Below are 13,124 nucleotides of genomic sequence, written 5' to 3'. Positions count from 1 at the left end.
GCCCTGGGCGCGCTGATCAGCGTCTAGCGAGCCCGGGCCCCGCTGTGACGCAGCCTGATGAAGTAGGCGCCGTAACATGTCATGCCGCCAGCCTGCCGGAAAGCCTGGTGCGCCCGCCACGCGTTTTCCGCGCCTGCACGCCTTCCTGGTGCGTCGCCGCCGTTCCAGTCGTGTGTTCATATGCCTTGACGCGGTCAAGCGCTTGTTCAAAGATCGCGGATGTGGTGACCTTCGCGGAGCTCGTGGCGGCGCGGGCCGAGGACGACCGGGTCGGGTTGAGGTTCGAGGACGCGGCGTGGACGTGGCGGGAGGTGGTCGCCGAGGCCCGATCGCGCGCCGCGGAGATCCCGCGCGGGGCGCACGTCGGGGTGTTGCTCGAGAACGTGCCCGAGTACCTTTTCTGGATCTTCGGCGCGGCGCTGGCCGGGGGAGTGGTGGTGGGGATCAACCCCACGCGCCGGGGTTCCGAGCTGGCGGCGGACATCAGGCACACCGACTGCGCGTTCATCGTCACGGACGCATCCCAGGCCCGGTTGCTCGACGGGCTACCTCTGGGGGCGCCCGTCCGGCTCATGGACGAGGCCGGCGTCCCTTCTCGCCGGCGCGGCGCGGGTGGGCTGGCGGGCCGTACCGAGCCCGGGCGGGAGGATCCCCTGCTGTTGCTGTTCACGTCGGGGTCGACCGGGGCGCCGAAGGCGGTCGTGTGCAGCCAGGGGAGGCTGGCCGACATCGGCGCGTACGGCGAGCGGTTCGGGATCGGGCGGGAGTCCGTGACGTACGTGGCGATGCCGCTGTTCCACGGGAACTCGATCATGGCGAACGTGGCGATGGCGACGTACGCGGGAGCCACGATCACCCTGCGGAGGCGCTTCTCGGCCGGCGCCTTCATCACCGATATCCGGAAATATCAGGCTACGTACGTCAACTATGTGGGGCGGGCGCTGGCCTACATCCTGGCCACCCCCGAGGCGCCGGACGACGGGGACAACGCCCTGCGGGTCGCCTTCGGCACCGAGGCGTCGGCGCGGGACATGGCCGAGTTCGCGCGCAGGTTCGGCTGCCAGGTCATCGAGGGCTACGGCTCGAGCGAGGGCGCGATCTCGCTGAACAGGACGCCGGAGACCCCGCCCGACGCGCTGGGCCTGCCGCCCGAGGGGATGGAGGTGGCCGTCCACGATCAGGAGACGGGCCTGGAGTGCCCGCGCGCCGAGTTCGACGGGACCGGAGCGCTGGTCAACGGCGACGCCGCCATCGGCGAGCTCGTCGGCAGGAACGTCCGCTTCGAGGGGTACTACAACAACCCCGAGGCCGAGGCGCGCAGGATGCGCGACGGCTGGTACTGGAGCGGCGACCTGGGATACCGCGACCAGGCCGGCTACTTCTACTTCGCGGGCCGCGACCTCGACTGGCTGCGCGTGGACAGCGAGAACTTCGCCGCCGCGCCCGTCGAGCGGATCATCGCCCGCCACCCCAAGGTCGTCATGGTGGCCGTCTACGCCATCCCCGACCCGGTCACGGGCGACCAGGTGATGGCCGCCATCGAGGGCGACCTCACCCCGGACGAACTAGGAAATTTCCTGAAACGGCAGGAGGATCTCGGGACGAAGTGGGCGCCACGCTACGTCAGGCTCGTCAAGGAGATGCCGCTCACCGCCACCAACAAGGTCGACAAGCGGGGCCTGCGGAAGGAGGCCACCGCCACGACCGACCCGCTCTGGCACCGCCCGGGCAAGGAGCTGCGATACGTCCCGCTTTGAGCTGGCATTGAACTGCCTGGGGTAAACCTTGGAGCATGGACCGACCGGCCAGGGTCCTCGTCGTCGACGACGAGCCGAACATCCGCGCCCTGCTCTCCCAGACGCTCCGCCTGGTCTCCTTCGAGGTCGAAACGGCGGAGACCGGTGCCGAGGCCATCGCCGCCGCCCGCGTCTTCGCCCCCGACATCGTCGTCCTGGACGTGATGCTCGAGGACTTCGACGGCTTCGAGGTGGCCAGGCGCCTGGGCGAGCGCGTCCCCGTGCTCTTCCTGACCGCCCGCGACGCCATCGAGGACCGAGTGCGCGGTCTCACGCTGGGCGCCGACGACTACGTGGCCAAGCCGTTCAGCCTGGAGGAGGTCGTGCTGCGCATCCGCGCGATCCTGCGGCGCAGCCGTACCCAGGACAGCGGGACGGACGTGCTGCGCTACGCCGACCTGGAGCTGGACGCGGCCGCGCACGAGGTCAGGCGCGACGGCACGCTGGTGGACCTGTCGCCCACCGAGTTCAACCTGCTGCAGTACCTGCTCACCAACGCCGGCCGGGTGGTGAGCAAGGCGCAGATCCTGGACAGCGTCTGGCGCTACGACTTCGACGGCGACTCCAGCATCGTCGAGTCCTACGTCTACTACCTGCGCAAGAAGATCGACAAGTGGGAGCCGCAGCTCATCCACACCGTCCGCGGCGTCGGCTACACGCTCAGGACGCCCCGGTGAGGCCCGCCCGCTGGACCCTGCGCGCCCGGCTGGTCGTCGCGGTGCTCGGACTGACCACGATCGGCCTGGTCCTGGCCAACGTGTTCGGCATCACCCTGCTCACGGGCGACCTGATCGGCCGGACCGACGACCAGCTCACGGCCATGACCAAGGTCGTCGCCGCCAAACCGATCGTGGCCTTCGGGCCCGTGGACCGCATGCCTCCTCCCGTGGACCTGCAGACGGTGATCACCAAGCGCGTCGTGTCGAACTTCCGCATGTACACCTACGACTCGCTCGGCCGTCTCGTCGCCACGCTGCCCGCCGACGGCCAGCCGGGTCCCGACCTGGCCGAGGTGCGGTCCGGCGAGAACGGCCCCTACACCGTGCCGGGCACCTCGGGCGCGTCCTGGCGGGTCTACCGGGTCCCGTCCGCCGACGGCGGCATGGTGCTGCTGGGCTCCTCGCTGAAGGAGGTCGAGAGCACCAGGACCGCGCTGAGCGCGATCTCCTTCGCGGTCAGCGCCGTCGTGCTGCTCCTGGTCGGCCTGGCCGCCGACGCGCTGGTACGGCTCGGCCTGCGCCCCCTCACCAGGATGGAGCGGACGGCCGGCAAGATCGCCCGAGGCGACTTCGCCAGCCGCGTCCCCGCCCCCGACCCGCACACCGAACCCGGCAGGCTGGGCCTGGCGCTCAACGTCATGCTGGACAGGGTCGAGTCGGAGATCGCCGCCAGGACCGCCTCGGAGTCGCGCATGCGCCGCTTCCTGGCCGACGCCTCGCACGAGCTGCGCACCCCGCTCACCTCGGTGCGCGGCTTCGCCGAGCTGCACAGGCGCGGCGGGGACGACGACGTGGACGAGACCATGCACCGCATCGAGGACGAGGCCGCCCGGATGGGCGTGCTGGTCAACGACCTGCTCACGCTCGCCCAGCTCGACGAGGAACGCCCGCTCGACCTGGGCAGGGTCGACCTGCTCGAGGTTGCGGCCGGCACGATCCGCGACGCCCGGGTCCGGGTCCCCGACCGGCAGGTCAAGCTCGCCGGCCTCGGCGACAAGCTCGAGCCGGTCGGGCTCGCGGGCGACGAGGCCCGGCTCCGCCAGGTGGCGGCCAACCTGGTCGGCAACGCGCTCAAGCACACTCCGCCCGACGCCGCGGTCACCGTGCGCGTGGGGCGTCGCGACGGCTGGGCCGTACTGGAAGTGTCGGACGACGGGCCGGGGGTGGCTGCCGAGCACGTGCCGCACCTGTTCGACCGGCTCTACCGCGTCAGCCAGGGCAGATCCAGGGCCGACGGCGGCGCCGGGCTGGGACTGTCGATCGTGGCGGCCATCGTGCGCGCGCACGGCGGCCAGGTCGAGGTGGACACGACCCCGGGCGACGGCGCCACCTTCCGCGTGCTCCTACCGGGCTCCGAGGCGGCTCCCAGCTAGCTCCCAGCGGCGGTCGGCACATTCGGAACATGAGACGGACACTCATCGCGGCAGCCCTGCTGATAGGGGCCGCTGCCTGCGGAAACCAGCCGAACTCGACGGGCGTCGCCTCCGTCGCCAACGCCTCGGACAAACCGTCGGCGACCCCCTCGGCCGCCTCCACCGCGGACCCGGAGGAGCAGGGCAGGAAGTTCGCCAAGTGCATGCGTGACCACGGCGTCGACATGCCCGACCCGGAGCCGGGCAAGGGCATGCGGATCACCACCAAGGTCGACGGCGACAAGGACAAGTTCAAGCAGGCCATGGACGCCTGCAGGTCCCTCGCCCCGTTCAAGGACCGCGGGCAGATGTCCGCCGAGGACCTGGACAAGATGCGCGACTTCGCCAAGTGCATGCGCGAGCACGGCGTCGACATGCCCGACCCCGACCCCAGCGGCAACATGGTCATGGCCAAGAAGAAGGACACCAGGCTCGACCCGGACAACCCCGCCTTCAAGCAGGCGCTCGAGGCCTGCCGCTCGCAGATGCCGCAGATGAGGGTGAAGCAATGACCAAGGTGCACGAAGAGGACCGGCTGCGCACCCGTGCCCTCCCGCCGCGCCGCCGCCACCCGCTGCGCGTCGCCGCCTGGACGGGCGGCGCCGCGCTGCTGGCCGCCGCCGTCGCGGCCGCCGCCATCGGCTTCGGCGGCAAGGGCACGGGTACGGCTGCCGCCGCCAGAACCCCGCCCGCCACCGCCAAGGTCACCAGGACCACGCTCACCGAGACCAAGACCGTCGACGGCACGCTCGGCTACGGCGACACCCGGACCGTCTCCGCCTCAGGCCAGGGCGTGATCACCTGGCTGCCCGCCGAGGGCGCGGTCATCACCCGCGGCCACACCGTCTACAGCGTCGACGCCGACCGCCGGCCGCTGCTGTACGGGACCATGCCGCTCTACCGCACGCTCCAGGACGGTGTCTCCGGCAAGGACGTCGAGGAGCTCGAGCGGAACCTGGCCAAGCTCGGCTACACCGGGTTCACCGTGGACGAGGAGTTCACCTCGGCCACCGCGCAGGCCGTCAAGGACTGGCAGGACGACCTCGGGGTGGAGCAGACCGGCCAGGTCAGACCGGGAGACGTGGTCATCGCCTCCGGCCCCCTGCGCGTCGCCTCGCTCAAGCACGCGCGAGGCGACCAGGCGACCGGCCCCGTGCTCACCGCGACGGGCCCCACCCGCCAGGTCCTGGTCAACCTCGACGTGGTCGATGAGCACCTGGTCAAACGCGGCACGAAGGCCACCGTCGAACTGCCCGACGGCACCACGGTCAAGGGCAGGATCACCAGCGTCGGCAAGGTCGCCACCCAGACAGGCAACGGCGACGACGCCACCACCACGATCGAGGTCAAGGTCTCGGTCTCGGGGCTGAAGAAGGGCTTCGACGCCGCGCCCGTGGACGTCACCATCGTCTCCGAGCAGCGCAGGAACGTCCTGTCGGTCCCGGTCGGCGCCCTGGTGGCCCTGGCCGAGGGCGGTTACGGCGTGCAGGTCGTGCAGGGTTCGACGACCCGGTACGCGGCGGTCAAGACCGGCATGTTCGCCGACGGCCAGGTTGAGGTGACCGGCGTCGACGAGGGCGCCACCGTGGCGGTGCCCAAGTGATCGTCGAACTCCACGACGTCCGCAAGGACTACGGCGAGGTCGCGGCCCTGCGCGGCGTCTCCATCGGCATCGAGTACGGCGAGCTGGTCGCCATCGTGGGCCCGTCGGGATCCGGCAAGTCGACCATGCTCCACATGATCGGCACGCTGGACCGGCCGACCTCGGGGACCGTCAGGATCGCCGGGCACGAGGTCGCCGGGCTGACCGACCGGCAGCTGTCGGCGCTGCGCGCCGGCTCGATCGGCTTCGTCTTCCAGCAGTTCCACCTCGCCGCCGGCGTCTCGGCGCTGGACAACGTGGCCGACGGCCTGCTCTACGCCGGCCACCCGCTGCGCGAGCGGCGACTGCGGGCGCTGGACGCGCTGGAACGGGTCGGGCTTGGGCACCGGCTCGGCCACCGCCCGCACGAGCTGTCGGGCGGCGAGCGCCAGCGCGTCGCGATCGCCCGCGCCGTGGCGGGCGAGCCGGACCTGCTGCTGGCCGACGAGCCCACCGGCAACCTGGACTCCCACTCCGGCGCCGGCGTGATGGAGCTGCTGCGCGGGCTGCACGCCGCCGGCACCACCGTGCTCATCATCACCCACGACCGCGACATCGCGGCGGGCCTGCCCCGGCAGGTCGAGATGCTCGACGGGCAGGTGCTCACATGACGGCGCTCACCACTGCCCGCCTGCGTCCCCGCGACGTCGTCCGCGTCGGCGGCAGCGGCCTGCGCGCCAGGCCGCTGCGGGTGTTCCTGTCGGCGCTCGGCATCGCCATCGGCATCGCCGCCATGCTCGGCGTCGTCGGCATCTCCGCCTCCAGCCAGGAGGACCTGAACCGGCAGCTGCAGGCCCTGGGCACCAACCTGCTCAAGGTCTCACCCGGCCAGACGCTCTTCGGCGACAGCTCCCACCTGCCCGCCGAGGCCGAGGGCATGGTGGGTCAGATCGGGCCCGTCACCGCGGTCACCGCCACCGGCCAGACCACGGCCAAGGTGTACCGCAACGACCACATCCCGGCCGCGGAGTCCGGCAGCATCTCGGTCTTGGCCGCCCGGCTCGACCTGCTGCGCGACGTCAGCGCCGGGCTCGCCGGCGGAGCCTGGCTGAACGTGGCCACCCACCGCTACCCGGCCGTCGTCCTCGGCGCGAAGGCGGCAGACCGGCTCGGCGTCGTCCACGCCGGTCCCGACCAGCGGGTCTGGCTCGGCGGGCAGTGGTTCACCGTGGTGGGCGTGCTGGCGCCCGTGGCGCTGGCGCCCGAGCTGGACAGCGCGGCCCTGGTCGGCTGGCCGGTGGCCGAATCGCGGCTGGGCTTCGACGGGTATCCGACCACGATCTACACCAGGGCCGCCGAGGACCAGGTCACCGCGGTCCGCGACGTGCTCGCGGCCACGGCCAACCCGGAGAAGCCCAACGAGGTCCAGGTCTCCAGGCCGTCGGACGCGCTGGCCGCCAAGCAGGCCACCGACGCCACGCTGAACGCGCTGCTGCTCGGGCTCGGCGGGGTCGCGCTGCTGGTGGGCGGCGTGGGCGTGGCCAACACCATGGTCATCTCGGTGCTGGAACGGCGGGCCGAGATCGGGCTGCGGCGCTCGCTCGGCGCCACGCGCGGGCAGATCCGGCTGCAGTTCCTGGCCGAGTCCCTGCTGCTGTCGGCCATCGGCGGGATCGGGGGTGTGGTCCTGGGGATCGGCGTGACCTGGAGCTACGCGACGTTCCAGGGCTGGCCGTCCCTCGTGCCGATCTGGGCGATGGTCGGCGGGGTCCTGGCCACGCTGATCATCGGCGGGCTGGCCGGCTTCTACCCGGCCGTCCGGGCGGCCAGGATGTCGCCCACCGAGGCCCTGGCCACACCGTGACCGATTCCTACAAGAGGCGGCGGGCGGGTCCCCGCTAGCGTCGCCACATGGACGTTTTCCCGCGAGCGGCGACATATCTGCAGCTCAACGCCAGGCTGATCGACCGGCTCCGCTTCGAGGCGCTGTTCTCGGGCGGATCGCGCGAGCGCGTGCTCAGCGTGCTGCGCGGCTACCAGAACGCCGACGGTGGGTTCGGCAACGCGCTCGAACCCGACCTGCGCGGTGCCGCCAGCCAGCCGGAGCCGGTCGAGGTGGCGTTCTGGATCCTGGACGAGCTCGACGCCTTCTCCGACCCCATGGTCCCCGCGGCCTGCGACTACCTGGCCTCCGTCACGGCCAAGGACGGCGGCGTGCCGTTCGTCCTGCCCTCGGTACGCGACATGCCGCGGGCACCCTGGTGGGAGACCGAGGACGACCCGCCGGGCAACCTGGTGCCGACGGCGTCGCTGGTCGGCCTGCTGCACAAGCACGGCGTCGAGCACCCCTGGCTCGGCCCGGCCACCGAGTTCTGCTGGTCGGCCATCTCCCGCATCACCGAGACCACGCCGTACGAGGCGCGCGCCGTGGTGACCTTCCTCGACCTGGTGCCCGACCGGGATCGGGCGCTGGCCGAGTTCACCCGGTTGAAGGAGGCGATCCTGGCCACGGTCACCTTCGACCCCGCCGCCTCGGGCCACGCCCACTTCCCGCTCGACTACGCCCCCGCGCCGCTGCGGCTGCCGCTCTTCACCCCCGAGGTGATCTCCCAGCACCTCGACGTCCTGGAGGCCGGCCAGTCCGCCGACGGCGGGTGGGGTGGGAACTGGCTGATGTGGACGCCTGTCGTGGCCCACGAGTGGGGCGGGTACGTCACCGTGCTCCGGCTGAAGACCCTGCGGGCGTACGGGCGTTCTGTCGGTGGCGGAGCATAGCCTGGCCATGTGTACACCGAGAGGCCGCCGGAGCCCGCGCTGGCCGATCGGATCGCCTGCCTGTGGCACCAGGTGTGCGAGGCCGACGGCACCCACCTCGTGGTGCCCGACGGCTGCGTCGACCTGATCTGGGGTCCCGACGGCCCGCACGTCGCGGGCCCCGACACCGGGCCGATGCCCACGCGGATGCGCGCCGGCGACACCTACACCGGGATCCGCTTCAAACCCGGCGCCACCGGCCTGGTCTTCGGCGTCCCCCTCACCGAGCTCCGCGACCAGCGCATCCCCGCCACCGCGCTCGCCGCCCTCACCACTCCCCTCCTCACGGACCCCGCGGCCCTGGAGCCCCTGACCTCGGCTCTCGCCGAGCCACCCGACCCCCTCGCCCTACCGTTCACAGCCCTGCCCGCCCCGCTCGCCGCTCTGGCCGCCACGTCGCCCGACGGCCATGCCGCTCCTGGCTTCCCGTCGCCCGATGGTCACGCGGTTCTTGGCGTCGCGTCGCCCGATGGCTCCGCTGCTGTTGGCGCCGCGTCTCCTGGCGGCCTCGTCGCTCCCGGCGTGTCCGCGCTTGCCGTCTCTGCCTGGACGCCCCCTGGCTCTGCTGCCCTGGCCGCCGAGGGTCCCAGAGGCGGGCCGGCCGCCCTTCTCGGGGTGCCGAGATTGCCGGGGCTCGACGCGGTGGGTGCCGCGCGGCTGCTGGCGATGAAGGCCGCCGTCCTCGCCCGGCTGCGCGACACCCCGCCGTCGGACCCTGCCGCCCCGGCGATCGCGGCGGCGCTGCGGGCCGGGCGCACGGTCGCCGAGGTCGCATGGGACCTCGGCTACAGCGAGCGCCAGCTGCACCGCCGCACCCTGGCAGGCTTCGGCTACGCGCCCAAGACCCTGCAGCGCATCGTCAGGTTCCAGCGCGCCCTGCGCCTGGCCCGCTCCGGCGTCCCGCTGGCCGAGGTCGCCGCCTCCAGCGGCTACACCGACCAGGCCCACCTCTCCCACGACGTCAAACGCCTCAGCGGCGTCTCCATGACCCACCTCGCCGCCTGACCTCGTCGGCCGGTACGGCAAGCCACGCCGACACCGTGGCCCGCCGTACCCGCTCAGGACGGACGCGGCAGGCCATGCCGACACCGTGGCCTGCCGTACCGCCTCAGGACGGATGCGGCAAGCCACGCCGACACACTGGCCTGCCGTAGCGCCTCAGGATGGACGCGGCGCGCCAGGGGCGGTCGGCGCGACGGGGCACCAAGCCTCGCAACCAGGCACACCCGGCACACCAGGAACGCCCGGGATGTCGGCCCTGGAAGGGGCGGCGGGCGGGCGGGGCAGGCGCGCCCCGCCGGGCAGCAGCGGCTCGCAGGCGCGGACGGCGGCGTCGTACTGCCGCGAGACCGGATCCACCCGCGTCCCCGACAGCTCGATGGACACCTGACCGGTCGCCGAGACGGTCACGTCGGGAAAGTCCGGCAGGCCGTGCGACCGCATGCACTGGACGAACGCCGCGGTATCCCCTGACGCGGGAGTATCCCCTGAGGCCGTGGCGGCCAGGCCACCACCGGTGACGACCGCGACGCCCAGCAGGGCGGTGACGAGCTTGAGCATGATGTCCTCCTCGGATCGGTTGACCCCAGGGAAGCGGCCGGCCGGTTACAGCCCGGGAACAGTTACGCCCCCGTAACCGGGCGAAGGTCACCATGGCGGCATGAGGGTGCTGATCGTGGAGGACCACGCGGAGCTCGCCGAAACCGTGGCGACCGGGCTGCGCCGCGAGGGCATGGCCGTGGACGTCTCGCTGGACGGCGAGGCCGCGCTCTACCGCGCCTGCGTCAACCGGTACGACGTCGTCGTGCTCGACCGCGACCTGCCCGGCCTCCACGGCGACGACGTCTGCCGCGCCCTGGCCTCCGAGGGCAACCCGGCCAGGGTCCTGATGCTCACCGCGGCGGGCACCATCGAGGACCGTGTCGAGGGGCTGGGTGTCGGGGCCGACGACTACCTGCCCAAGCCGTTCGCCTTCGCCGAGCTGGTGGCGCGCGTGCGGGCGCTGGCCAGGAGGTCGCACCCCGCGCTGCCGCCGGTGCTGGAACGCGGCGGGCTCCGGCTCGACCCGGCCAGGCGCGAGGCGTCCCGCGACGGGCGGCCGCTGGCGCTGAGCCCGAAGGAGTTCGCCGTGCTCGAGCTGCTGCTGTCCGCCGGGGGAGCGGTCGTCTCCGCCGAGCTCCTGCTCGAACGGGCTTGGGACGAGGCCGCGGACCCGTTCACCCAGACGGTCAAGGTCACGATCAGCCGGTTGCGGCGCAAGCTCGGCGACCCGCCGCTGATCGAGAACGTGCCGCAGGCGGGATACCGGATCTGATGCGCACCGTCCGATTCCGGCTGACCCTGGTCTACAGCGTCCTCTTCCTGGCGACCGGGATCCTGCTCGTCGCGCTCATCTACCTGCTGGCCGCGCACCTGCCCGCCGCCGCACCGCCCGCGCCCGACCTGTCCGGCTCGCCGATCACCGTGCCCGAGACCTGGATGGACCGCCAGCGCGAGGCCGACCTGAACCGGCTGCTCGCCGGCTCGGCCATCGCGCTGGGCGTCATGGCCTGCGCCTCGGTCGGCTTCGGCTGGGTGATGGCGGGGCGGGTGCTGCGGCCGCTGGCCGGCATGACGGCGACCGTACGCAGGATCTCGGCCGACCGCCTCGACCGGCGCCTGGCCGCGACCGGGCCGGACGACGAGCTGAAGGAGCTGTCCGACACCTTCGACGACCTGCTCGGACGGCTGGAGGCGGCCTTCGCCGCGCAGCGCCGCTTCGTCGCCAACGCCTCGCACGAGCTGCGCACCCCGCTCACGCTGCAGCAGGCCATGGTCGAGGTGGCGCTCGCCGACCCGGATCCCGACGTCACGACGATGCGCGCCACCTTCGAGCGGCTCCTGGCCTCCTGCGGGCACCAGGAACGCCTCATCGACGCGCTCCTCACCCTGGCGCGCGGCCAGCAGGGCCTGTCGACCAGGCACGACGTCGACCTGGCCGCGATCGCCGCCCAGGTGGCCGGCCACTCGCCCGACCTCGTCCCCACCGTGGTCTCGGGCGACGCCGCGCTGATCGAACGCCTCGTCACCAACCTCGTCGACAACGCCCGGCGCTACAACGTCCCCGGCGGCTGGGTGCGCGTCTCCACCCGCGACCGCTCGCTCACCGTCGTCAACAGCGGGCCGCCCGTCCCCGCCGACCAGATCGCCGGGCTCTTCCAGCCATTTCGCCGCCTGGACGCCGACCGCCGCGCGGGCGCCGACGGGCTCGGCCTCGGGCTCTCGATCGTCGCGGCCATCGCCGACGCCCACGCCGCCACCGTCTCCGCCTTCCCGGGCCCGGAGGGCGGCCTCTCGATCACGGTCACTTTCCCTTCGGCTCCGGTACGGCCCGCCGTACCGTTCGTGGGGGCTCGCCCGAGATGAGGGCGGCCGCCCAGGTCGCGCTCGGATCGCTGTCGACCAGGATGGCCCGGGTGAGCAGGCTCAGCGGGATCGCCAGCAGCGCGCCCAGCGGGCCGAGCACGAACGCCCACACGATCAGCGACAGGAACGTCATCGTGGTCGACAGCCCGACGGCGTCGCCGAGGAACTTCGGCTGGATGAACGACTGGATGACGACGTTGATCGCGACATAGGCGGCGATGACGAGAAGCATCTGCTTCGGCCCGCCCTCCAGCAGCGCCAGCGTCGCGGGCGGGATCAAGCCCAGGACGAAGCCGATGTTCGGGATGTAGTTCGTGATGAGCGCCAGGACACCCCAGAGCAGGGGCAGCGGGACTCCGAGGATGTAGAGCGCGGCGACGTCCAGCGCCGAGCAGATCAGGCCGAACACCGTGGAGACGATCAGGTAGCGCCGCGTCTTCTGCGCGAAGTCGTTCAGCGCCGTCACCAGCTCGCCGTGCCCCGAGGCGATGATCCTGGCGGTGGCCGGTGCATCGAGGCTCATCGCCAGCAGCAGCACCACGATCAGGAACAGGCTCGACAGCACGTTGAGCAGGCTGGTCAGCAGGCTCTGCGCCAGGCCGATCACCTTCGTCGGATCGAAGGACTGGATGGCCTTGTTGAGCTGGTCGTTGCTGATGCCGTGCTCGATGGCGAAGCGCTGGGCCAGCGTGACCAGGCCCTGGAACTGCCGGGTGTAGCCGGGCAGGATCGTCGCGAGCTGGGTGGCGGCGAGCGTCAGCACGGCCACCATTCCGAGCAGGACGAGCACCACGATCGTGAACGGCACGGCGATCTGCACCCATTTGGGGGCCTGCTTGCCTTCCAGCCATCTGCGCACCGGGGAAACGGCGATGACCAGGACCAGAGCGAGGACGACGGGACCGAGGATGGAGGCGACCTCGCGCATTCCGAAGAGGGCGATCACCGCGCCGGCGATCCCCAGGAGGACGATGAGCGCTCTGGGCACCGGACGATCGTTCACGAACCGTACATACCCCCATATCCGCCGATTTGACGGTTGCGGAGGCTGTACATAGAGTTCACCAGTCCCGTCCGGGCAATGAAGATCGTCCGGGGCCCTGTTTGACAGGCTCCGAAGTTCGGAGTAAGTTAGAAGGGTTGCTCCGGAGACGGGGCAGGATCCCATTCCTGCAGCTAGAACCGGCTGGTGTCAATTTGACACTGACCGGGACGGCGGTAAGGTTTAGGAACAAGAACAAAGACGAAATGAACGCCTCTCGCGGTTCTGGGGAGTACGCGTCCGTTTCTTGAGAACTCAACAGTGTGTTAAAAGCCAGTGCATGATTTTCATGCAACACCTCGTCTAATTTGGCGAAGTATTGCTGGGTTTCAAACATCTTTTGGAGAGTTTGAT

13 protein-coding genes are annotated in these 13,124 nt (G+C 71.5%); 11 read left to right on the top strand and 2 right to left on the bottom strand.

Annotated features, from left to right (window positions below):
- The first annotated feature begins 221 nt into the window (after window positions 1–221).
- From KIK09_RS47105 to KIK09_RS60375, 9 genes are read left to right on the top strand one after another with little or no spacing between them, the layout of a single operon-like run.
- Window positions 222–1,757: an AMP-binding protein gene (locus tag KIK09_RS47105; protein WP_308164726.1), complete on the top strand. Its 1,536-nt coding sequence runs from the start codon at window positions 222–224 to the stop codon at window positions 1,755–1,757.
- A gap of 35 nt (window positions 1,758–1,792) precedes the next feature.
- Window positions 1,793–2,473 (top strand): response regulator transcription factor, encoded by a 681-nt coding sequence (locus KIK09_RS47100; RefSeq protein WP_214326089.1) that lies wholly within the window; start codon window positions 1,793–1,795, stop codon window positions 2,471–2,473.
- Window positions 2,470–3,888 carry a sensor histidine kinase gene (locus KIK09_RS58635; RefSeq protein ID WP_214326088.1) on the top strand — a complete coding sequence of 473 codons (1,419 nt, stop codon included), beginning with the start codon at window positions 2,470–2,472 and terminating at the stop codon, window positions 3,886–3,888. Before KIK09_RS47100 ends, KIK09_RS58635 begins: the two co-directional genes overlap by 4 nt.
- Window positions 3,889–3,917: 29 nt before the next feature.
- Entirely contained in the window at window positions 3,918–4,439 is a 522-nt protein-coding gene (locus tag KIK09_RS47090) for a hypothetical protein (protein ID WP_214326087.1), read from the top strand.
- Complete coding sequence (locus tag KIK09_RS47085) at window positions 4,436–5,530, top strand: peptidoglycan-binding protein (RefSeq protein ID WP_214326086.1); 1,095 nt, start codon at window positions 4,436–4,438, stop codon at window positions 5,528–5,530. The genes KIK09_RS47090 and KIK09_RS47085 overlap by 4 nt, the downstream gene beginning before the upstream one ends.
- On the top strand, window positions 5,527–6,180 hold the full coding sequence (locus tag KIK09_RS47080) for an ABC transporter ATP-binding protein (RefSeq protein WP_308164725.1): 654 nt from the start codon (window positions 5,527–5,529) through the stop codon (window positions 6,178–6,180). The genes KIK09_RS47085 and KIK09_RS47080 overlap by 4 nt, the downstream gene beginning before the upstream one ends.
- Window positions 6,177–7,373, top strand: coding sequence for an ABC transporter permease (locus KIK09_RS47075; RefSeq protein WP_214326085.1), 1,197 nt, complete (start codon window positions 6,177–6,179; stop codon window positions 7,371–7,373). Before KIK09_RS47080 ends, KIK09_RS47075 begins: the two co-directional genes overlap by 4 nt.
- Before the next feature lie 47 nt (window positions 7,374–7,420).
- Entirely contained in the window at window positions 7,421–8,284 is an 864-nt protein-coding gene (locus KIK09_RS47070) for a hypothetical protein (protein WP_214326084.1), read from the top strand.
- A 9-nt stretch (window positions 8,285–8,293) separates the two neighbouring features.
- Window positions 8,294–9,328: a DUF6597 domain-containing transcriptional factor gene (locus KIK09_RS60375; RefSeq protein ID WP_308164724.1), complete on the top strand. Its 1,035-nt coding sequence runs from the start codon at window positions 8,294–8,296 to the stop codon at window positions 9,326–9,328.
- Between the two features lie 153 nt (window positions 9,329–9,481).
- Here KIK09_RS60375 and KIK09_RS47060 read toward each other — a convergent pair whose 3' ends face one another.
- The gene (locus tag KIK09_RS47060; protein WP_214326083.1) at window positions 9,482–9,883 is read right to left on the bottom strand and encodes a hypothetical protein; all 402 of its coding nucleotides are present in this window, start codon (window positions 9,881–9,883) and stop codon (window positions 9,482–9,484) included.
- A gap of 100 nt (window positions 9,884–9,983) precedes the next feature.
- Here KIK09_RS47060 and KIK09_RS47055 point away from each other — a divergent pair, with 100 nt between their 5' ends.
- Both KIK09_RS47055 and KIK09_RS47050 read left to right on the top strand, forming a co-directional pair.
- Complete coding sequence (locus KIK09_RS47055; RefSeq protein WP_214326082.1) at window positions 9,984–10,637, top strand: response regulator transcription factor; 654 nt, start codon at window positions 9,984–9,986, stop codon at window positions 10,635–10,637.
- A complete protein-coding gene (locus KIK09_RS47050; protein ID WP_214326081.1) occupies window positions 10,637–11,728 on the top strand; it encodes a sensor histidine kinase in 1,092 nt (363 codons plus the stop codon). The genes KIK09_RS47055 and KIK09_RS47050 overlap by 1 nt, the downstream gene beginning before the upstream one ends.
- Here KIK09_RS47050 and KIK09_RS47045 read toward each other — a convergent pair.
- Entirely contained in the window at window positions 11,667–12,731 is a 1,065-nt protein-coding gene (locus KIK09_RS47045; protein WP_308164723.1) for an AI-2E family transporter, read from the bottom strand. The genes KIK09_RS47050 and KIK09_RS47045 overlap by 62 nt on opposite strands.
- Between the last annotated feature and the right edge of the window lie 393 nt (window positions 12,732–13,124).

Source organism: Nonomuraea sediminis (assembly GCF_018531495.1).
GTDB classification, from domain to species: Bacteria; Actinomycetota; Actinomycetes; order Streptosporangiales; family Streptosporangiaceae; genus Nonomuraea; species Nonomuraea sediminis.
Note: the sequence above shows the minus strand (reverse complement) of the source record. Positions and strands in the feature narration are given on the sequence as shown.